At 51.5% G+C, this 21,543-nt stretch carries 21 protein-coding genes and 1 tRNA gene; 4 read left to right on the forward strand and 18 right to left on the reverse strand.

Annotated features, from left to right (window positions below):
• The first annotated feature begins 545 nt into the window (after positions 1-545).
• Complete coding sequence (locus AADEFJLK_RS02615) at positions 546-1,451, forward strand: sensor domain-containing diguanylate cyclase (protein WP_170065013.1); 906 nt, start codon at positions 546-548, stop codon at positions 1,449-1,451.
• A gap of 461 nt (positions 1,452-1,912) precedes the next feature.
• The gene (locus tag AADEFJLK_RS02620) at positions 1,913-2,191 is read left to right on the forward strand and encodes an integrase (RefSeq protein ID WP_103973204.1); all 279 of its coding nucleotides are present in this window, start codon (positions 1,913-1,915) and stop codon (positions 2,189-2,191) included.
• A 123-nt stretch (positions 2,192-2,314) separates the two neighbouring features.
• Here AADEFJLK_RS02620 and AADEFJLK_RS02625 read toward each other — a convergent pair.
• The 4 genes from AADEFJLK_RS02625 to AADEFJLK_RS02640 all read right to left on the reverse strand — a co-directional run bounded on the left by AADEFJLK_RS02625 (position 2,315) and on the right by AADEFJLK_RS02640 (position 5,537).
• Positions 2,315-2,390: transfer RNA gene (locus AADEFJLK_RS02625), tRNA-Lys, on the reverse strand.
• A gap of 67 nt (positions 2,391-2,457) precedes the next feature.
• On the reverse strand, positions 2,458-2,646 hold the full coding sequence (locus AADEFJLK_RS02630) for a YbdD/YjiX family protein (RefSeq protein ID WP_103973205.1): 189 nt from the start codon (positions 2,644-2,646) through the stop codon (positions 2,458-2,460).
• Entirely contained in the window at positions 2,646-4,715 is a 2,070-nt protein-coding gene (locus tag AADEFJLK_RS02635) for a carbon starvation CstA family protein (RefSeq protein WP_088618083.1), read from the reverse strand. Before AADEFJLK_RS02635 ends, AADEFJLK_RS02630 begins: the two co-directional genes overlap by 1 nt.
• Positions 4,716-4,964: 249 nt before the next feature.
• Positions 4,965-5,537: a PEP-CTERM sorting domain-containing protein gene (locus tag AADEFJLK_RS02640; RefSeq protein ID WP_146054494.1), complete on the reverse strand. Its 573-nt coding sequence runs from the start codon at positions 5,535-5,537 to the stop codon at positions 4,965-4,967.
• A gap of 309 nt (positions 5,538-5,846) precedes the next feature.
• Between AADEFJLK_RS02640 and AADEFJLK_RS02645 the strand changes: the two genes are divergently transcribed.
• Positions 5,847-6,719: a pirin family protein gene (locus AADEFJLK_RS02645; RefSeq protein WP_103973206.1), complete on the forward strand. Its 873-nt coding sequence runs from the start codon at positions 5,847-5,849 to the stop codon at positions 6,717-6,719.
• 53 nt (positions 6,720-6,772) lie between these two features.
• Here AADEFJLK_RS02645 and ilvA read toward each other — a convergent pair whose 3' ends face one another.
• Positions 6,773-8,296, reverse strand: coding sequence for a threonine ammonia-lyase, biosynthetic (ilvA, locus tag AADEFJLK_RS02650; RefSeq protein ID WP_103973207.1), 1,524 nt, complete (start codon positions 8,294-8,296; stop codon positions 6,773-6,775).
• A gap of 81 nt (positions 8,297-8,377) precedes the next feature.
• Between ilvA and rpiA the strand changes: the two genes are divergently transcribed.
• The gene (gene rpiA / locus AADEFJLK_RS02655) at positions 8,378-9,031 is read left to right on the forward strand and encodes a ribose-5-phosphate isomerase RpiA (protein ID WP_088618079.1); all 654 of its coding nucleotides are present in this window, start codon (positions 8,378-8,380) and stop codon (positions 9,029-9,031) included.
• A gap of 271 nt (positions 9,032-9,302) precedes the next feature.
• Here rpiA and gspD read toward each other — a convergent pair whose 3' ends face one another.
• The 13 genes from gspD to AADEFJLK_RS02720 all read right to left on the reverse strand — a co-directional run bounded on the left by gspD (position 9,303) and on the right by AADEFJLK_RS02720 (position 21,424).
• Positions 9,303-11,492: a type II secretion system secretin GspD gene (gene gspD / locus AADEFJLK_RS02660; protein ID WP_103973208.1), complete on the reverse strand. Its 2,190-nt coding sequence runs from the start codon at positions 11,490-11,492 to the stop codon at positions 9,303-9,305.
• Entirely contained in the window at positions 11,485-12,174 is a 690-nt protein-coding gene (locus AADEFJLK_RS02665) for a hypothetical protein (protein WP_103973209.1), read from the reverse strand. The genes gspD and AADEFJLK_RS02665 overlap by 8 nt, the downstream gene beginning before the upstream one ends.
• A complete protein-coding gene (gspM, locus tag AADEFJLK_RS02670; protein ID WP_088618076.1) occupies positions 12,171-12,773 on the reverse strand; it encodes a type II secretion system protein GspM in 603 nt (200 codons plus the stop codon). Before gspM ends, AADEFJLK_RS02665 begins: the two co-directional genes overlap by 4 nt.
• Positions 12,760-13,884, reverse strand: coding sequence for a PilN domain-containing protein (locus AADEFJLK_RS02675; RefSeq protein ID WP_088618075.1), 1,125 nt, complete (start codon positions 13,882-13,884; stop codon positions 12,760-12,762). The genes gspM and AADEFJLK_RS02675 overlap by 14 nt, the downstream gene beginning before the upstream one ends.
• Positions 13,859-14,872, reverse strand: a complete 1,014-nt coding sequence (locus tag AADEFJLK_RS02680; RefSeq protein ID WP_249027957.1) for a type II secretion system minor pseudopilin — start codon at positions 14,870-14,872, stop codon at positions 13,859-13,861. The genes AADEFJLK_RS02675 and AADEFJLK_RS02680 overlap by 26 nt, the downstream gene beginning before the upstream one ends.
• The gene (locus tag AADEFJLK_RS02685; RefSeq protein WP_088618074.1) at positions 14,872-15,555 is read right to left on the reverse strand and encodes a prepilin-type N-terminal cleavage/methylation domain-containing protein; all 684 of its coding nucleotides are present in this window, start codon (positions 15,553-15,555) and stop codon (positions 14,872-14,874) included. Before AADEFJLK_RS02685 ends, AADEFJLK_RS02680 begins: the two co-directional genes overlap by 1 nt.
• Positions 15,552-15,977 (reverse strand): type IV pilus modification PilV family protein, encoded by a 426-nt coding sequence (locus tag AADEFJLK_RS02690; RefSeq protein WP_251827528.1) that lies wholly within the window; start codon positions 15,975-15,977, stop codon positions 15,552-15,554. Before AADEFJLK_RS02690 ends, AADEFJLK_RS02685 begins: the two co-directional genes overlap by 4 nt.
• Complete coding sequence (locus AADEFJLK_RS02695) at positions 15,961-16,458, reverse strand: GspH/FimT family protein (protein ID WP_103973210.1); 498 nt, start codon at positions 16,456-16,458, stop codon at positions 15,961-15,963. The genes AADEFJLK_RS02690 and AADEFJLK_RS02695 overlap by 17 nt, the downstream gene beginning before the upstream one ends.
• Entirely contained in the window at positions 16,449-16,877 is a 429-nt protein-coding gene (gene gspG / locus AADEFJLK_RS02700; RefSeq protein ID WP_103973211.1) for a type II secretion system major pseudopilin GspG, read from the reverse strand. The genes AADEFJLK_RS02695 and gspG overlap by 10 nt, the downstream gene beginning before the upstream one ends.
• Positions 16,878-16,930: 53 nt before the next feature.
• A complete protein-coding gene (locus AADEFJLK_RS02705; protein ID WP_088618071.1) occupies positions 16,931-18,145 on the reverse strand; it encodes a type II secretion system F family protein in 1,215 nt (404 codons plus the stop codon).
• 1 nt (position 18,146) lies between these two features.
• Positions 18,147-19,832: a type II secretion system ATPase GspE gene (gene gspE / locus AADEFJLK_RS02710; protein ID WP_103973212.1), complete on the reverse strand. Its 1,686-nt coding sequence runs from the start codon at positions 19,830-19,832 to the stop codon at positions 18,147-18,149.
• Between the two features lie 129 nt (positions 19,833-19,961).
• On the reverse strand, positions 19,962-20,747 hold the full coding sequence (locus AADEFJLK_RS02715) for a sterol desaturase family protein (RefSeq protein ID WP_103973213.1): 786 nt from the start codon (positions 20,745-20,747) through the stop codon (positions 19,962-19,964).
• Positions 20,735-21,424, reverse strand: coding sequence for a TIGR04283 family arsenosugar biosynthesis glycosyltransferase (locus tag AADEFJLK_RS02720; protein ID WP_103973214.1), 690 nt, complete (start codon positions 21,422-21,424; stop codon positions 20,735-20,737). Before AADEFJLK_RS02720 ends, AADEFJLK_RS02715 begins: the two co-directional genes overlap by 13 nt.
• Between the last annotated feature and the right edge of the window lie 119 nt (positions 21,425-21,543).

The raw sequence follows: 21,543 nt of genomic DNA on the forward strand, positions 1-21,543 counted from the left end.
GCATCCAACTATCTCCTTTAGTGGCACACCCCATCATTCACACCTGGCGACCGAAAAAGGCTAAGACCTACCCGGCCAAATCGTCATGCACTACGTTTCGCCCAAACGCCTCACCCAACTAATCCATTGCGCCCCCGAGCGCTTAGAAAACTTCTTAAGGGAGGAAGTAGCAAACGCCTAAAACGCATCAAAACAAACAAAACCCCACCCGTCCGGCGCAAACTACCGGACACAAAAAAAAACCGCTAAGGGGCTTTTTTTATCCGCATTCCGGCAAGCAGTTCCATCCTTTAACATGAGGCCTGCCATCAACTTATACGGATTAATGGATGTTAAAAAATATATGCCCATCTACTTATATACCCTAACCTAATTGGTATATACTGTCAACGCAAAGGCAGGCGAAAAGCAAGGCCGTTATGCCGTTTATGCCCAGCAATCGCGCCCCTAATCCCAATCCTCAGAATGGGTAAACGTATGAACTTACCACACATACCGCCCATTTTCTGACACTAGACATGAAAGCACAACACACACAAGAGCGAATGGCCACACGCGCAGCCGTTTTTGACTCTTTGCAACAGCAAATCGCCGTGATTGATGACACCGGCAGCATTATTGATGTCAATTACGCCTGGATATGTTTCGGGGCGGAAAATAATTTGTCGCCTGAGTTCAGCAGCATTGGCAGCAACTATCTTGATATTGTCCGGTACTCCCACTTCATGGGCGACCAGCTTGCCGTTCAGGCATTGCAAGGCATCTTGACGGTCATTAATTGCACTTCCCCCCATTTTTACTACGAATACCCCTGCCATAGCCCCAACCAACAACGCTGGTTCATCATGCGCGTGTCGCCCTTACAGGACGGCCCTAAACGTCTGTTCGTCATCGCCCATTACGACATTACCGAGCGCAAGCTGGCTGAAGAAAAAGCAGAAAGCCTGTCTTTGCATGACCCGCTGACAGGTTTGGCTAACCGTCGCTATTTCAATGAGTTTCTGCATGAAGAGATACGCCGTTGCATCCGTAACCAATTGTCCATCAGCTTGGTGATGATAGACGTTGATAATTTCAAAGGCTACAACGACCATTTCGGCCATCTTGCGGGAGATGAATGTCTGATCAAAGTTAGCCAAGTGCTGTCGTCGTTCGCCAGTAGGCCAAACGATCTTGCCGCCCGTTTGGGGGGTGACGAATTCGCCGTCATTTTTGGCGGCATAGGTAACGCTTATGCACAAACCGCCGCCGATTCTCTCAGGGAAAAAATCAGCGGCCTGAACTTGGTTTTTGGTAGGGAAAAGCTCGTGACCATTAGTGCGGGCATCGTCTCCGTAGACCTGCTTAAGCACCAATCGGAAGAGACCCTACTTCATGAAGCGGACAAAGCCTTATATTGTGCAAAATCGGCAGGCCGTAACCGGGTGATACACACGCAGTTGGACAACTAACCCCACCCACCGCCGGACACAAAAAAGCCCCTTAACGGGGCTTTTAACTTGGCGGTATTGCCTTAATCATTTCGATATAACCCAGAGAAGCAAGCAGTGCCCTCATTATTGATGAAACGTAACACTTACCCGCCCCTGTCGGTCGCCTTAAACTGCGGCAACGCGGCAAGGCTGTTAAATTCGTCAATATCCCTGCGCAATTGCGCCGCGCAATCCAACGCCGCGATCGCCAAACTCACGCCCCCGCTCCCTCAACGAGTAACGGATTAGCGGCAATTCTCTGGGCATACACCCTCCATAATAGTGTTTTGGCCATTATAGGGCGCGGGTGGTGGGGGATAGCTGGGGGTTTCCATTTTTGCGGGGCATAAAAAAGCCCCAAGGGCAGCTAGGCCATTGGGGCTTCTTATTTGAAAGTGATTAAGGCATTAGGCGTAAAGCTCCATGCCGAACCCGTTTAAATGTTGGCGAAACACGAACAGCCACCGCCCATCAATATAAAAAACGCTTCCTGTTTATTAGCGAACGGATGGGGGAACAAGCTAAGCGAATTGGACATGCAAACGGCCTGGCAACGCATCAGAGCTACCACCGTAGCCACTGCCACCGCAAATAACATCTCATTTGAACCGTTCAACCTGCACGATTTAAAAAGAAAAGGCATAACCGATACCGACGGAACATTAGCAGGAAAAATGGACCCAAGCCGCCACAGATCACCGGAAATGATGAATATCTAAATATCTACAACATAGAGAAAAAAGAAGTCACCCCAACAAAGGGCTAAAAATGGCAAAAAACCGTGCAGTTGCTAATAGCACGGATTTTTAAAAGACTGGACGCGCGTAACACTTTGAATTATATGGTGGGGCGTTAGGGACTCGAACCCTAGACCTATGGATTAAGAGTCCACTGCTCTACCAACTGAGCTAACACCCCAAATGCGTAAGGGATACAATTATAAGGCATAACCCCCTTACACACAAGGTTAAATAACGATTTTATCTCAGCAACAGCGCCGGATCCCCTGCCACAAGCCATCTTGCCATTGTTTAAAGAACTCGGCTTTGCTTAGCGGCGGGGTGTCGGTGTCGGCATGGTGTTGGGCGTAATGCCGCAAATAGCGCTCATAAGCGTCATCGCCCGACAATTGGCGGACACCGCGCCAGAAAATTTTCAGTTTACTCAGCAGCATCAGTCACGCACCCAGTCTTCGACTAAACGGCTAGGGATGTGTGGGGATTCGCTCAGCGGCGGCACAGATTTGCCGCTGACATAGCGGCTGCATACGCGCAGCATATCAAACACAATCAGCCAGAGCAGGCTGACAAACGCCAACGTTATATAAGCGTCTAAATGCAGGTTAAAGATCAGTTGCGGGGCGTGTTGAGCTTTTTCCGGCGGCAGACTGTTGCTTGCCAATTTGGCGCTCAGGTCATTGGCCCCCGCAAAAAAACCGATACGGACATCGGCGCTGGTCAGTTTTTGCCAAGCCGCCGTGCTGGTGATGATAACCAACCATGTCAGCGGTAAGCCCGTCACCCACGCATAGCGCAGTTTATCGGACTTGACCAGAATTGTGGTCGATACGCACAAAGCAATTGCGGCAAGCATTTGGTTGGCGATGCCGAATAAAGGCCAGAGGATGTTAACCCCGCCATTCGGGTCGATCACACCGATATAAAGAAAATAGCCCCAACCCGCTACGACAATGGCGCTGGTGATGACGGCGGAGGGTGTCCATGAGGTTTCGCCCATTTTCGGCCAGATGTTGCCGAGCATGTCTTGCAGCATAAACCGCCCGACACGGGTACCAGCATCTAAGGTCGTCAGGATGAAGATGGCCTCGAACATGATGGCGAAGTGATACCACACCGCTAACATGCCTTGCCCGAAGGCACTGCCGAAAATGCTCGCCATACCGACCGCTAAAGAGGGTGCGCCGCCAGTTCTGGCAAACAGGGTGGTTTCGCCCATCGCTGTGGCTAAGTCCTGCATTTGTCCGACGCTGACCGGAAAGCCCCAAGAAGAAATTTTCGCCACGGCATCGGCCGCTTCTTTACCGACGACACCCGCCGAGCTGTTGATGGCGAAGAATACGCCGGGGTCGAGCACTGTGGCGGCAATCATTGCCATAATGGCGACAAAAGACTCCAATAACATGCCGCCATAGCCGATGGTGCGGATGTCGCGCTCATTCGATAACAGCTTGGGCGTAGTGCCGGAGGCGACCAGCGAATGGAAGCCGGAGATGGCGCCGCAAGCAATGGTGATGAAGACGAACGGGAATAGTTTGCCGCCAAATATTGGCCCGGTGCCGTCAATGAATTGGGTAATGGCGGGCATTTTGACGCTAGGCTGTAAGACGATAATCGCCACCGCCAACAAGGTGATCGTGCCTAACTTCATGTAAGTGGACAGGTAATCACGCGGGGCGAGCAACATCCAGACCGGCAAAATAGCCGCCGCAAAACCGTAGGCCATAATCCACCATGCCAAAGTCAGGCCTTCGTGGTCGAACCAGCCATGCAAAACCGGATGCTGGTCAATCCAACTACCGCCCACCACAGACAATAACAGCAAAGCCACACCGATGGCCGAGGCTTCCAGCACTTGCCCAGGGCGGAAATAGCGCATATAAAAGCCGACGATAATGGCAATCGGGATGGTTGCGGACACGGTAAAGGTCGCCCACGGGCTATGTTTCATGGCATTGACGACAATCAGGCCTAAGACGGAAATCAGGATAATCATAATGGTGAAAGTGGCGATTAACGCCGCCGTGCCGCCCAACGCCCCCAGCTCATCGCGGGCCATTTGCCCCAAGCTTTTGGCATCACGGCGGGTGGACATGAACAACGTCACCATATCCTGCACACAACCGCCCAGCACCGAGCCAAATAATATCCATAAGGTGCCCGGCAGATAGCCAAACTGTGCCGCCAAGGTCGGCCCCACTAAGGGTCCAGGGCCTGCTATCGCGGCAAAATGGTGGCCAAAGACTATCCATTTATGGGTAGGGGTAAAATCATGGCCGTTATCCAAGCGTTCGGCGGGGGTGGCGCGGCTAGGGTCAACCTCTAATACGGTGGCGGCAATCCAGGCCGCATAAAAACGGAAGGCAATGGCGTAGACACACAAGGCGGCGGTGACAAACCAGAGGGCATTGATGCTCTCGCCGCGCTGTAGGGCAATGCCGCCGACCGCCGCAGCGCCAATGATGGCGATGGTCAGCCAGATAAGCGTTTGTTGTAGGTTCTTCATGGGGATGTGCTCGTATAGGTCAGGGTTAAGGCCTAAGCGCTTAACTGTCTATTATAGGGAAGGGAAAAGCGAAGGCTTTAAGAAGGGAAAGCCGCCAGCCATAGGCCATATTGGCACAGAATGGCAAAATTAAGCAAGATTGTCATGCCCTATTGCCGTTAAAAACGGGCGTTTTTTAAGAATGGGAAAGCCCGTACCGACACATGATTGGTCGGTACGGGCTTGGTAGATAGCTGTTAACCGTATGGCTTAACGGCTTTGGCGGCGGCGTTGCCAAACAAACGCGCCGGCGCTGATAGCCAACAGCGGCAAAGTGGCCGGTACGGGAACCGGGCTGGTTTCGCTCATAGTCCAATTAGCGGATACGAAAGGACTGCCATAAAAGGTGTTGTTACTAAAATCAGCGCCGGATTGGTAGGTAAAATCCGAAAAGCCTTGCGTGGTGGCAATGCCATTGCCATTATTGATGACCACATAGAGGTCACAGCCGCTAGAACCGCCTAGGGTATGGCAAGCATAGAAATCCATGAAACTACCATCCAACGTCACTGCCGGAATGAGGGAGCCATCCCCGAAAAAAACATCGGCACTGCTAGTAAAAGACATTGACGGTTGCGCCAAGCTATCAAAAATCAGGTTTTGGATGGCACTGACATCGACCGTATTGTTGTCGCCCTGTAGCGTCCCCACCATTTCACCGCTTATGGTATGGCTGGCACTACCCGCATCCGTAAACGAATAGGAAAAATCAAAGATACTGGCGTTAACTTGGGGTACAGCCAAAGCTAACATAAGACCTATAGCAAATGCTGTTTTCTTCATAATTATACTCTCTGTAGGGATTAAGGATTATCAGACCTTAAATATAAGCAATAATAACACCTTTATACAAAAGTCCTTTATTATCAAAATAATAAATAACCACATACATCCTACACTGTAAAGAAAATCGACACCCTATTGTCGTTAAGGCAATGGCAAATGCTTTTATCAGCCCTCCCCCATCCCTTTAATCCATCTAATTTCTTGATTAAAAAAACCAAAATATACCGCTTTTTATTCTACTCAGTCCGACTATAATGCGATTACGCAACTTAAATCCTGACATGACATTTATTATAGGAGACTGCTATGACAACCAACCCCACCCAACCGCGCCATTTAGCCCAAGTGATCAACGGGCAACGCACTTCCGACGGCGCAGGGGTTAAATTAAAGCGCATCATCAGTCCTACCCCCAGCAACGCCTTCGATCCGTTTATATTATTGGATGAATTTGCCTCCGACGAGGCGACAGATTATATCGGCGGCTTTCCTGAACATCCGCACCGGGGCTTTGAGACCGTAACCTATATGCTGGCGGGGGCGATGCTGCACCGCGACCATTTAGGCAACCAAGGCCATTTACGCGCGGGTGATGTGCAATGGATGACGGCGGCGCACGGCATTATCCATTCGGAAATGCCGGAGCAAACAGACGGCTTGATGCAAGGTTTCCAACTGTGGCTGAACCTGCCCGCCAAAGATAAGATGAAGCCGCCGCATTATCAGGACATTGCCGCCGCCGACATCCCCTGCCTCAGCTTGGCGGAGGGCGGCTCTATTAAAGTGATCGCGGGCGACTATGCCGATGGGCAAACTACAGTGACAGGTGCCGTCAGCGGAGCCGCCACCCAACCGCTGTATTTTGACATTAGCCTTAGCCCCGGCCAGCAACTGACCGTCCCCGTGGCCTTGACCCATACCGCCGTGCTGTATGTGTATCAGGGTATGCTTAACGTCGATACCGATGGCGGGGTGTTAACAGCGGGGCAACTGGGACAATTGACCGACGGCGACGGCATCATCCTAAGCACGGGCGCTAGCCCCGCCAAGCTGTTACTACTCGCCGCCCAACCCTTAGGCGAACCTGTCGTACAATCCGGGCCGTTTGTCATGAACACGATGGCGGAAATTGAGCAAGCTTTCCGCGATTATCGGGCAGGCGTATTGACCACCCTATAGCCTGTGCCGATGATCTGCCACGAAAGACAGCGTTGCCGTCTTTCGTGGCCTTCTTAACGCATCCCCCCAGAAAACAAACGGTAAGCCGGATTGGCCGTCGCCTCCTGATAGTAAAAACCCAACGCCTCCAAGCATTGCTCAAAAGCAGCTTGCTGCTCTGGCGGCATTTGCAACCCCATCAGCACTTTACCAAAAGCCGCGCCATGATTGCGGTAATGAAACAGGCTAATGTTCCAGCGCCCGCCCAATTCCAGTAAAAACTTTAACAACGCCCCTGGCCGTTCAGGAAATTCGACGCTGTAGATAATTTCGTGCAACTCGCAAGGCGCGTGGCCGCCGACCATATAGCGGATATGCTCTTTTGCCAGCTCATTGGTGGTCATATCCGTGACCGGAAAATCATGCGCCTGGAGATGGTCGATCACGGTGGCGCGGTCGGACTCTAAGCCGCTGCTGGACAGGCCGACAAACACTTGCGCCAGTGCCGCGTCAAAATAGCGGTAGTTAAATTCGGTGATGCTCCGCCCGCCCAGCAAACGGCAAAACGCCAAAAAGCTGCCCGGCGTTTCGGGAATGCTCACCGCCAGCAATATTTCCCGGTGTTCGCCGACTTGCGCCCGTTCGGCAACATAGCGCAAACGGTCAAAATTAATATTCGCGCCGCTGTCGATGGCGACCAAGGTTTGACCGGACACTTGTTCGCGGTCGACATATTTTTTTAGGCCCGCAATCGCCAACGCCCCGGCGGGTTCGGCAATAGAGCGGGTATCGTCAAAAATATCCTTAATGGCCGCGCAAATCTCGTCGGTGCTGACGGTGATGACTTCATCAACATACTTTTGCGCCAAACGGAACGGCTCGGCACCGACTTGCTTAACGGCGACCCCATCGGCAAACAAGCCGACCTGATCCAGCACCACCCGACTGCCTGCCTGCAAGGCGCGGTTAAGGCAATCGGCATCATCCGGCTCAACCCCGATAATCTTAATATCAGGGCGGACAAATTTGACATAGACCGCAATACCCGCCAACAGGCCACCGCCGCCCACCGGCACAAAAATAGCATCTAAGGCGGCGGTTTGTTGGCGCAAGATTTCCATCGCCACCGTGCCTTGCCCGGCGATCACATCGGGGTCGTCATAAGGGTGGATAAACACCCGTGCCGACGTTGCCGCCAACTGCTGGGCATAGGTGTAGGCTTCGCTGTAGGAGTCGCCAAACAACTCAATGCTGGCTCCCATCGCGCGGACGGATTTAATCTTAATTTCAGGCGTGGTCGTGGGCATGACGATTAACGCGTCAATGCCCAGGCGTTTGGCCGACAACGCCACGCCTTGGGCGTGGTTACCCGCCGAGGCGGCGATTACGCCCTGCTGCTTGGCACTGTCAGGCAACAAAGACATTTTGTTGTACGCACCGCGCAATTTAAACGAGAACACCGACTGTAAGTCCTCGCGCTTTAAAAAGACCGCGTTACCTAAACGTTCCGATAAGGACGGGGCAAAGTCTAAAGGGGTTTCTATGGCGACATCGTAAACTCTGGCGCGGAGTATTTTTTCTATATATTTTTCGGGCATGGTTTAAAAAATGGGCTGAATAATCCTAGTTTCTGGGGTATTATCGCACACCCCATTCACTTTATAGGAACAACCCCTACTATGACACAAGATGAATTAAAACAAAAAGTCGCCCATGCCGCGTTACCTTATGTAAAAGATGTCGGCATTATCGGTGTCGGCACAGGCTCGACCATCAAGCACTTCATCAACTATCTGGCCGATATTAAAGGCGAAATTGAAGGCGCAGTGTCCAGTTCGGAAGGCACAACCGAACATCTGAAAAAAGTCGGCATCCCCGTATTGGATTTGAACGCCGTCGGCCCATTGCAAGTGTATGTGGACGGTGCGGATGAAATCAATCCGTTAAAACAGCTGATTAAAGGCGGCGGTGCGGCCTTAACACGCGAAAAAATCATCGCCGCCGCCAGCGAAAAATTTATCTGTATCGCTGACGGCAGCAAACGGGTTGATGTGCTGGGTGCGTTTCCGTTGCCTGTCGAAGTTATCCCGATGGCCAGAAGCTATGTCGCCAGAGAATTGGTGAAATTGGGCGGCCAACCGGTCTGGCGCGAAGGCTGCGTGACCGATAACCACAACCACATTTTGGATGTGCATGGCTTCAGCATCGCCGAGCCGATTGCTTTAGAGCGGACAATTAACAACATCACCGGCGTAGTCTGCGTCGGCCTGTTTGCCGCCCGTCCTGCGGATATTGTCTTAGTGAGCGATGGCGAGCAAATTATCACGTTTTAATTGCCGCGCACCTTAAGGAACGTGTATAAAATTAAGTAGGCGTTCCATTGCAGCTCAGCGTGTTGAACCCCACCCCAGCCCTCCCCTTGGCAGGGGAGGGAGCAAATGACTTCCACCTCATACAGGCGAAAATCAAGAGGAAAACGCCCCTCCCCCTGCCAAGGGGGAGGCTGGGAGGGGGTTGCCGTACTTTCGCCTGTCCAACAGATTTTATTTCATGCACATTCCTAAGCTAAAGCATGGTGGCTGGCTTTTCCTTAATCCGGGAAAATTATTGGCGGTAAATGCCAGTCAGCTTACGTCTGAACTCGGTCGAAATTAATCTGGAATCATGTTTACTTTTCACCACACGCGGCGTAATCAGCACAACCAATTCCGTTTTATCCTTATTATTAGTCGTTGTGCCAAATAACGGCCCTACCCAAGGCAGTTGATTCAGAAAAGGGATACCCGATTTATTAAAGGTATTTTCCTCTTTAATTAAGCCCCCTAAAACAATCGTTTCTCCATCCACCACCGCTACCGAACTTTCGATTTTCTTTTGCGAAATGGTCGCCGAATCAATACCGCTGACCGTCGTCGTTTTAGGGTCGCTGACCGTCTGCTTAATGTCCATAATCACCATACCATTGGCATTAACGCGTGGCGTAACATTAAGCGTCACCCCGGTATCCTTATATTGTATCGAGTTGCTGGTGACTAGGCCGCTGGTGCTGGCCGAGCTGACCCCTGACAAACTGCTGCTTAAAATGGGGATTTGGTCACCCACTTCGATAGTGGCTTCCTGATTATTCAGCACCATTAATGACGGTGATGAAATGACATTCAGATTATTTTTTGCCGCCACCGAACTTAATAAGGCACTGATCACCCCCGAATTGTAAACCGCGCTCAAACCGCCCGTGGCAAACGCATCCGTCGCGGCAGTACCGACACTACCTAGCTGCGAGGCCTTGGTCACACCACTGCTGATGCTGCTGCCTTGATGGTCCAAAAACCACTGTATCCCATACTTCAAATCATCTTGCAAAGTCACTGATACAATCGTCGCATCAATCAGCACTTGCAGCGGCAAAATGTCCAATTGCTTGATAACAGGCAAAATCACTTCATATTCGCGTGGGGTAGCGACAATAATCAAGGCGTTGTTAGTCTTATCGGAAATAATGCGCACATCGTCAACATTAGCGACCGTCGCCGTACCCGTACTGGCCGAACCGGTGCTGCGGCCCGTACTTTTTTTGGAGCGCTTACTGCTGGCACTAGAGCTGGAACCGGAACCGGTGGCGGAATTTGTGCTGCTGTTAGGGTTAGAACTGTTGTTAGAGCCGCTATTTTTATTGCTTAGCTCAGTGGATTTTTGCCCAGGTGAGACTTTTGCCGAACGGTCTTGGTGTTGTGCGCCGGTAAAAATTTCATTTAAGGTATCCGCCAGCTCTTCGGCATCGGCATGTTGCACTTTATAGACATTGACCCCGCCGCCGCTGGCGGTATTAGGCTTGTCCAAGCGTAATACCCAACTTTCAATATCCTGCAAGTAGCGGCCTTGGTGGGTAACCGCTAGCACGGCATTCAAACGCTCAAGCGGCATAAAATGGAAAAACTCGGACTCTTCTTTGCCCTTCTTGCCGACAAAAATCTCTTCCAGCTCTTTCGCCACGTCTTCCGGGTCGCTATGCACCAACGGAAATAAGCCGAAAGAACGGCCTTTTAAGACATCAATGTCAAAGGTACTGACCAAATCCATCACCCGCGACATTTCATCCGCTGTACCCGAAGCCACCAAAATATTGCGGGTGCTATCGACATGCAGGATTGTTTTTTCCTGCACTAAGGGCTTAATCACCTCGGCAATTTCCGTAACGGAGACATTTCTGACCGGGATAATACGGGTCTGATAACCCACTTGGCCAGCATTGGAACCGCCGCTTGTAATATCGGAATTATATAAAGTATCAGCGGCAGGCTCGATATGATAAACAGTACCTTGCTTAACTAATGCGGCTCCGTTCATACGCAACAAGGTTTCAAAGGTTGACAGCATTTCATCGTCTGTCAGCTGTTCTTTGGTGTGGACTGTCACCTTACCGACTACTTTAGGGTTAATAACATAGCTTTGTTTTAACACATCATGGAATACTACATAAGCAACATCCGCCAAATCTGTGTCATCAAAATCCATAGTGTAAGAACCCGTTTTTGGTGTCACTTTGCCTGACCCACCTGAAGGGGCAATATAGCGGTCAGTACCCTTATAAATTTCGGCAGGGGGACGTACTGTACTGTTAGTGGGTTTATTTTGTAAATCCTTAAAAACTTCGGCATCTTTGGCATTCTGCGCTTTGATCGGTTCCAAAGGTAGCAATTGGTTATGTTTAGGGCCTAGATGCTCACAACTGGACAACGATAAACCTAACGCAAGCAGACAGGATACGTTAGTGATTTTTGGGGCATTATTCATTTTCACTATTCTCAATGAGGTCTTCTGGTGATTCGGGTTCGGGCATCAAATCTTCCGGCTGCTGTTCGGGAGCAGGCGGCGGCACACCCTCAGGCGGGGTACCTTCTGGCGGTGTCCCTTCGGGCTGCACACCTGGCGGTGGTGTGGCGTTACCGGATCGGGCAGGCGTTTTAGGCTTAGCTTTGTGCAAGAATAATTGTTTCTGATCAGTATCCAACGTGAACACCACATAATCGGCAGTGACTTCCGCCAGCCGCCAACCATCCAATATCGCCCCTAAGCGGATCTGAGTGCGGTTATTGCTAGCTTTGGGCGATTTGACGGTGGCAGGGCGGGTCAATAACGCCAACAAACCACTTTTCCTGCTATAAACAATACCTTTTAACACCCAATCAAAATTAACCGTCACTGCTGGGCCTTTAACGGTCTCCGGCGGCGGCTCATTAACAGGTTTTCTGCCTTCAATAAATAAAGGTCGGTTGACTAAATCACCATAGCTTTCTTCGTCGTGTTCGGTCAGGTTGATGGTGGGCATTGCATCGGCTAACGGCTTGTTGTCTTTGGGGATTTGTGTGTTTAACAATTCCTGTTGGCTAACGCTGGCATAAAACCATTCGCCGCCAATCACCAACAACAAGCCGCCGCAGATGGCCCCCAACACTTTTACAAGTTTGCTGTTCATTCGGGCTTTTTTCTCATAAAGCTGACTGCTTGAAAATTGACATTAAGGTCGTTGCTGGGCTCGATTTTATGCGAAGTCATGCTTCTGCGCCCGCGCATAGGCCGAATGTCAATTTGGTCGACCACTATCAGCGGCGTGGAGGTTTCAATTTTATAAAGCACCGCGCGTAGCACTTCGCTATTGCCGGTCATCCTGACCCTAACGGTAATGCGGCTAAAACCGCCTTTAAGACTGACCGGAATGGCTTGGGTACTGCTTAATTGCCCGCCCGCATCAACAATGCTTTTTTTGATAAAATCCTGCATTTCCGCCGAAGCCAAGGCATCGGTTTGTTGGCTATTAAAATAGCCTTGCTCGTCATGTTGCACCTTAAGGCTCTCCATGCTGGCAATCACCGCGTCTTTTTTCGCCAAAATGCGTTGGTATTGTTCCAGCTTAAACAACAGCCCTTCTTTCTTATCGTGCAGATCCAAACTTTGGCCGACCAGCGGTATCAGCACCAGCGAGCCAACCACCAGCACCACGCCTGCTAACAGGCCGACGGCCAGCCAACGGTCTTTATTAATGTTATTGATGATAGGCTGCTTAAGGATTTTCATCGGTATTGCCTCCAGGGGGAATGCTGCCGGTCACATCGACGGTAATCTGGAAACGCTCCAGCTTGCTGACGGTGTTTTGGGTCACGGGTGAGGCAAAGCGGGCGTTATTGAATAAATCCGAGCTTTCCAAAACCCCGATCAGCGCCGATGCGGCGGGCGATTCGCCTTGGATTTGCAAATGCCCGTCCGAATACTGCAAATACGCCAGCCAAGTGTCATCCTTGATGAGATGGCTCAATTCATTAAGCATGGTCACCATATTCGGGCGGCCACGTTTTTCATCTAAGAGCTTTTGGGTTTCGTTAATGACCGAATCGACTTCCTGTTGCAGGGCTTTGATTTTTTTCGCATCTTTTTCAATGACTTTAACCTTTTCCGCCAACGCGTCTACGGTTTGGTATTGCAACGCCAAGGGCAAAGTCAGTGCGGTCAGCAACAGCAGCCCGGCAGTTACCAGCAGACCCGAATGGATCAGCCGCGAGGTATTGGCGATTTTATGCCGGAACTGCTCCGGCAACAGGTTATAGGCGCGATAGTCATCTTCCAAGTCATTGGCAAAGCCCTGATAATCGGCAAAGAGCGGCGACAGGCCGAACGCCTTCATATCCTCATAAAAGCCGTCGAGCAATTCCCGCGTCGTCAACACCAGCACGACTTTAATATGTCCCGGCTCCGTTTGCGGTTCCAATGCCTTCACCGCAAAATAGACTTGCTCGGCTTTAAACGGCGTGTATTTGTCCAATTCGTAAGCGACGACTTGTTGCAGATTATCTTTAGCGGCGGCGGGCAACAGCAGTTCGCGGTGCAGTGCGTCGTGTTCGCCTAAACGTAACACCGCACCCGCTTTGGCGTATTTTTCGTCACTGCTTTGTAAGGCCTTAAATTGGGCAATCCCCGTTTCGTTACGCTCCAGGGTCGCTAAAAATATGCTCTCTCCCGCAAAAGTATAGCTCACATTAAAATACGATTGCTCAGGGCTGAAAACTAACAGGCCATGCTGGTCGGTGACCAGATGCCTGAGTTTTTCAGGCACCAAAAACATCAGTTCCCGCCGCCACCAGCGCAGGAAGCGTTTAAAATCCATATCAATGGTTGAATTCAGATTCGGCATAGTCTTTTATGAGCAACTCGTTTTTTGCCTCGGCAAATAAAGATTCATTATGGGTAACGGGTATTTGCCACTTTAACACTTGAAACGGTTTGCTGCCTTGCCCATCGCCTTTTTTAACGATAGCGCTGATAACCGCACTGGCATCGTCATCCATCCGCGCCTCACAGACAATGGTCAGCACCTCATTATCGCCCAAGGGGGCATTTTTGGCATTGGCGACCGGTGCGGCAGGGATCGGCAGATCATTAACAATGCTGTCCCGGCGGTTTTTCAGGTAATCTTGCAACAAAGCGATATCCGCATCAGGCAACACCGCCAAAACTTCCGGTGTCGCCTGTTGGGCATTGACTTGAGGCTGGCCTGAATAGACGGTGACCAAAGGCTGTAACCATTTAAACGTCGCCTCCTCCATACCCAGCACCAAGCGCAATTCATCCAAGGTCTGGAACGGTTTGTTAGCGGGCTGGTAACGTAGGCCAGCATCCTTATATTCTTGTTTTTCTGCCCCCTCAAGATGCACCACATCATCGGCATCCCGCCAGTCGAGAATGGCGGCGACCAGCCTGGCTTGGGCCTTTTCATCGTCGGCCAAAGGCGATTGCTGGAACAGGCTTTCCAAAAGCTTCTGTTCCGCTTTATTCATGTCGATCTTACCCGTTTCGGCAAATAATTGGATGCGGATGTGTCCGCCTATGTCGCCTGCGACCGTAAATGCCCCTGGGGTGTCAATCTGATAAATGCTGCCGTCCGCCAACCAGCGCTGTTTAGGGTCGGGCAGCATCAGCATCGCCTCGGCGATGGCCAATCCCGACTCGGCCAAGGCGGCGGCTTTGGCGGTGTTTTTAATGCCCGCCACCAGCGTCGCCTCGCGCCGCATACTCAGTGCAAAGCTACCCGCCATAATGGTCAGCAGGCTCAATACCCACAAGACTAAAATCAGGGCGAAGCCGTGCTGGGTACGGCCCTTGCCGGATAATTGCCCCGCCATTATTGGGCAGCCCCTTCCGCCGATTCTTCCGGCGCGGTTTCTACCGCGCCATCGGCACCAATCTGCGAACCCGCCACTTTCAATTCGACAATCATATCTGGCCAATACATGGCGTTATCCAATTCAATACTGATTTTAACCAATTGCGGCTGGCTATCGCGTTGCAGCCATTGGCTTTGCCAACTGCCTTCGCCACCCATTTCATCGGGGCCGAAGTAGGCAAAAGAGACATTACGCACATGCTTGATTAACGGTATTTCTTCTTTGGGCAACTCACCGCTGTCGGCGGTCGGCAAAAACGGGGTCACAGACACGTTAATCAGCTTGCTGTCCTCAACTTCCTTTAATTGCAACCGATATAACTGGTCGCCCACTTTCGCGGCGCTGGCCGGAAACTCACCGACAAACTGCAAAGACAATTCGTCACCCTGAAAGGCCAATTGCCGCTGGTCTTTGATAGAAAAATCATCCCATAGCGGTTTGGCGACCGCCAAATGTTGCTGGAAAAAGTGATAAACCACCGCCACTTCATTAACGTCGGCCATTTTGCTTTCGCCTTTTTCCCAGCTTTGCGCACAGATTTTTAAACTGGCAAACAACAGCACCACCATAATGCTCAGCAGCGTCATGGCGATCAGCACTTCTATTAAGGTAAAGCCTAGCGCGGTTTTTAAGCGTTTCATTGGGCAGGCTCCGTGCTTGTCTCTTTCAGGCGCAGTTTTAACTTAGACAACTCCAAAGCCCTGCCCTTACCGCCCCCATCATCCCAGGACACCGTCACATCGACCACAAAAAACTCGGTTTTTAGGGTGGTAGGGTCAACCTCAGGGGGTGTAAAACGGTACGGGCTGACCAGCACTTGCCAGTTATACTTGTCATTGTCACGCCCCAGCACCTGTCCGGGCTGTAACGGTGTCTCCACCCCCGCCCTGACCATCAGCGATTCGGCCAATTGCACCGCCACCGTATAATCTTCGGCCACGGCAGCGGTCTGGACACCTCCGGCAAATATTTTCAGCAAAATGCCTATCGACAATGCCAGTATCGAAAAGGCAATCAAAATTTCCAGCAAGGAAAAACCGCGCTGCTTACTTATGCCCGTCATCAAAGGTATCATTGAGTTCCGCCGCCCCGGTCAGCCAGTTAATATCAATCTGCCATTTTGCCGTTTCGCGTTCCAGCGTCACCCGCCCGCCCGTGGACGAACCGTCAGGGAAAAAACGGATACTGCCCTGCCCTTGTCCGGTCAACTCGCTCTGCGCGGTAACGACCGTCAGGCTCACCGCTTTAGGGATTTCATAAACCCGCTGTCTATGGCTGACGGTGTAGCTGTTGTTGTCCAGATCAAAATCGACGGTGGTCGCTTCGTGGTTCATTAACGCTTCGCCTCTGGCAAAGCGTAAGGCCGAGACAATATCATGGGCCGCCGTCTTAATTTCGGCGGTGTCATGGCCTGAAGACATGCTGATACCTATCGCGGCAAACCCCAAAACTACAATCACCAAAACGACAATCAGCTCAATAAGGGTAAAACCTTGTGACCGGGCAAAGCCAAGCCTAGGTGCAGGGTGGGCAATTATTGCCAACTGACCAGATCCTGGTCTTCGCCTTCGCCGCCTTCCTTACCGTCAGCGCCATAAGAATACAGGTCAAACTTACCGTGTTCGCCAGGGGCGACATAGTGGTATTCGTTTTGCCAAGGGTCTAAAGGGATTTGGGCTTTTTGCAAATACGGCCCGTTCCAACGCTTGGCGGTGTCGGGCGATTCGATTAAGGCTTTTAAGCCTTCTTCTGAGGTGGGGTAACGGCCTATGTCCAGCTTATACATATCCAAGGTGGCCGACAAATCTTCAACTTGGACTTTCGCCGCCTTGGTTTTTGCCTCGGCCATGTGCCTCATCACTTGGGGGCCGACAATACCCGCCAGCATGGCGATAATGCCTAAAACGACCAATAATTCCAATAAGGTGAAGCCTGACTGGCCTGGGATGTGGGTTTTTTTCATGATGTTTTCCAGTAAAATAGCGAAAAAGTAAGTGCGGTCGGCGTAAGTCTAGGTTAAAACGCCAAATCATTGACGCTCAGGATAGCCAGCAGGATAGAGACGATAATGCCTGCTATCATCAGGCCTAAGGTGATAATCAGGGCCGGCTCCAAAAATGCCAGCATCCGTTGGATGGCGACCCGAAGCTGTTTGTCGTAAATGGTTGCCACGCGTAACAGCATCTCTTCCAAACGCCCCGTTTCTTCGCCCATTTTAATCATCTGCATCGCCATTTTCGGAAACAAAGCTTTTTCCTGCAAGGCCTCCGATAAATGCCGGCCTTGTTTGAGTTGCTCTTCGGTGTCGCCGATGGCTTCGGCAATCACCAGATTATCGACGGTTTCCCTAACAATCACCATTGCCGCAATGATGGAAACCCCGTTACCCAGTAAAGTTCCCAAGGTACGGGTGATATTGGCGGTTTCTTTGTTCATCAGCACCGAGCCGAACAGCGGCAACCTTAAAAACCGCCCGTCCCAGACTTTTTTACGGACAGGGTCGGCCAGTTGGAATTTCATATAACTGGACACGCCAAAAAACGCCCCAAACAACGCCCACCAATAACTTTTTAGCCATTCCGCCATCCCTACAACGATTTGTGTCGAAATGGGCAAATCCTTGCCCGCACTTTCAAACATTTCGGTGAATTGCGGCACGACAAAGGTCAGCATAATGAACACCGAAGCCAACGACATCACCAACAGAATGGTCGGGTAAATCAAAGCGGTACTGACCGTGTCCTTTAATTCTTGCGAACTTTCCAGATACTCCCCCAAGCGGTTAAGCACTTCGCCCAAACCGCCGCCCGCTTCGCCCGCGCGGATCATGTTTAAATAAAACTTGGTAAAAATACCCGCCTGCATTTCCAAAGCATCCGCCAAAGACGTGCCGCCTTTGACTTTCTCCAACACTTTGGCTATCAGCTTGGTCAGGCGTTCGTTATCTTCTGTCAAATCCATCAACACAATCAGTGACTTGTCTATGGGCAAGCCGGACTCCAACAAGGTCGCCAATTCGCCCGTAAACAGCAAAATATCCTTTTGCGTCAATTTGTTGGGCTTAGCGCCCCATAAGCCTAAGAATGACCCCGAATTGGCCAGCGCCACTTTAATAGGGATATAGTTTTCCGCCTGCAAAGCCGCGATTAACTTGCCCTCATCTGGCGCGTCACGCAAGCCTTCTTCGGTTTCGCCCAAGGCATTAATGGCTTTATAAGTGAATAATGGCATTTTACGCTTCCGAAGTCACGCGCATGACTTCTTCCAAGGTCGTCACACCCTGCACCACTTTATCCAAACCATTTTCATACAAGGTCTGCATCCCTTCCGCCACCGCCAGTTTTTGGATCGCCCCCGCCTCTTCATGCGCCATAATCAATTTGCGCACCGGGTCGGTCATCGGTAAAAATTCAATAATCGCCATTCGGCCACGATAACCCATATTATTACAGGCCAGACAGCCGACAGGCTTATACAGGACAATCTCGCCTTCTGCCGCAAAACGGCGCAAGCGTAAATCTTCCACTAACTGGGCATCGGCAACATAAGGCACTTTACAGGCCCCGCACAATTTTCTGACCAGACGTTGCGCCAAAATACCGTTGACCGTAGAGGTGAGCAGATATTCTTCCAAGCCCATATCCAACAGCCGCGTCACCCCGCCAGCGGCATCATTAGTATGCAAGGTGGACAATACCAAATGCCCGGTCAATGCCGATTGCACCGCGATACGCGCGGTTTCCAAGTCGCGCATTTCCCCGATCATAATCACGTCCGGGTCTTGCCGGACAATCGAACGCAAGGCCACCGCGAAGGTCAAGCCGATTTGCGGCTTGGCCTGAATTTGGTTAATGCCTTCCATCTGATATTCCACCGGGTCTTCGACGGTGATGATTTTCCGCGCTGAGGTATTGAGTTGCTTTAAGGCGGCATACATGGTGGTCGATTTACCGCTACCCGTAGGGCCGGTAATCAGGATAATGCCATGCGGCAAGGCCAACACGTCGAGAAAGCGTTCCAGATGAATCCCAGCAAAGCCCAAGGCACGAAAATCCAGCACGGTGTTTTCCTTATCCAATAAGCGGATCACCACACTTTCGCCGTACATGGTCGGAATGCTCGACACCCGCAAGTCCAACTCCTTACCGAGCATTTGCACCTTAATACGCCCGTCCTGCGGCAGGCGGCGTTCGGCGATGTTCAGCTTCGCCATAATCTTAATCCGCGAGATCACCGCCGCCGTCGATTTGACAGGCGGCGCGTCAATTTCCTGCAACACCCCGTCCACGCGTAACCGGACTTTCAGGCTTTGCTCAAACGGCTCGATATGAATATCCGAGGCTTTAGTCTCAATCGCCCGCTGCATAATCAAGTTGACCATCTTAATGACCGGCGCTTCGCTGGCCAAATCCTTCAGATGTTCCAAATCTTCTTCGCCAATATCATCCATGGTCAGGCCATCGACAATCTTATCCATTTGCGAACGGCCTTCGCCATACTGGACTTCCAAAGCGGTGTCAATTTCCGACAGCAAGCCTACTTTGGCGATTATCGGCTTGCCTATCGCCAAACCTAGGGAGCCAACGACAAAAGGGTCTTCCGGGTCCATCATCGCCACCGTCACCGCACTGTCATCCTGATGCAGGCCAATGATATGGTATTGCTTAAGAAAGCGTAACGATACACTCGCAGGCAATTGCGGCTCTAACGGGTAGTTATCGGGTTGGACTTTTTCAAAATGCCCGGCTTCGACAAACGCATCCGCCACATCAAGCTCGGAACATAAGCCTAATTTGACCAATAATTGTGGCAAACTTTCCGCTATTGAACCTTTCTTGACCCGTTCAACCTTTTTCAATTCGGATGCCGATAGTTTACCTTTCGTTTGTAGCGTATGCAGCAGTGATTCGTAAGCCATTAGTTAATTTTTCAGATGGATTTGGCGCGTAAAATAACAGAAGTTTACCACAAGCGCGGTACGGTTTGCCGTACTTGTGCCACAAACAGACAGCGGCGACGGTGCTTTGGTTTCCCAGCGTATCGCCATTTAGTCCGGTAACGGCTTGATCGGCCATTGTAACAAACGCAGAAAACCTAAGGCCTTAGGATTGCGGTGAGCCGCCAGACCGATAGGCATTGTCGCTTGCGGCTGTTGGGAGTGGCTTTTATAGGTCTTAAACAGCTTATCCCATAAGGGGATAGCAAAGCCATAATTGCTGTTGGTTTCTGCGATAAGGACAGAATGGTGGATGCGGTGCAAATCCGGGGTTATCAGCCACCAACGCAAACGCCGCTCCAACCCGTCAGGTAACTGGATGTTGCTATGGTTAAACGTCGCCGCGCCATTTAACAGCACTTCAAACGCCACCACCGCCAGTGGCTCGGCACCGATCAGAATAATGCACAGGCTTTTATACAACATCGATAACAGAATTTCCAGCGGATGGAAACGCACCGCCGTCGTCGCATCCACCAGCAAATCGCTATGATGCACCTGATGCAAACGCCACAGCAGCGGGTAACGGTGGCTGGCGACATGTTGCCAATAAATGGCGCAATCCAATAACAATACGCTAGCAGCCACTGCCCAGCCCTGCCCCAACGGCACAACCTGCAACAGCCCCAGCCCCGCCGCTTGCGCATACAGCGCCGCGCTGTATGCCAAACCACCTACCGACACCCGCAACACCGCCATATTCAGCGCCGCCAAGCCTAAATTGATGGGCCAACGGCGCAGACGGTCAGGCACAGGACGTTTCGGCAGCAAAGCTTCCAAGCCCACCATCAAGCCAAAAATACCCGCCGCAATCGCCAAACGCATTAACGCATCCATAACCGCCCCCGCGCGTAAATAGCAGCCAAACGCTCAGGCGCGTCGCCGCAGGCAAACCGCCACCGCAGCCACCACATCAAGACTATGGTGTGCAGCACCCCAAAACCTAACCAACGCCGCCCCGAACTGGTCACTTTAGCCCTCAGGCACACCGGCCTGCCCAACTTACCCAGTGCCGTACTCAGGGCAATATCTTCCATCAAGGCTATGTCAGGGTAACATTCTACCGCCATAAAGGCCTTGCGGGTGACAAAAATCACTTGATCGCCCGTCGCAATACCAGTCAGGCGCGACCGGGCATTCATCATAAGGGCGATGATTTTCAGCAGGAAATGCCCGCCACTTAAACGCACGTCAAAACGCCCCCAACACCGACCCTGCCCCAAGCTTTCGGCAATCATTGCCAAGGCTTGATCCGGCAAAAACGTGTCGGCGTGGAGAAACACCAACACCTCGCCCGCCGCGCGTGCCGCCCCATAGTTCATTTGCTTAGCACGGCCTGGCGGACAACACAGGCATTGGTCTACCCACGGGGCGGCCAAGGCGGCGGTCGCATCGGTACTGCCGCCATCCACAACAATCAGCTCGCACACAGGCCGCAACGGCTGTAACGCCGCCAAGCAGGCGCTGATGCCCGCCGCTTCATTAAGGGTGGGGATGATAATGGAAAAGTACATAAAGCCGCCGTTTTCATCGTCTGGTATAGGCGCACTTTAACACGCCCTACCCTCCACAACAAAAAGCCGCAATATGCCGGAGCACTTGCGGCTTTTGCCTACCCACCCAAGCGATAGCG

This window comes from Methylovulum psychrotolerans (genome assembly GCF_002923755.1).
GTDB lineage: Bacteria > Pseudomonadota > Gammaproteobacteria > Methylococcales > Methylomonadaceae > Methylovulum > Methylovulum psychrotolerans.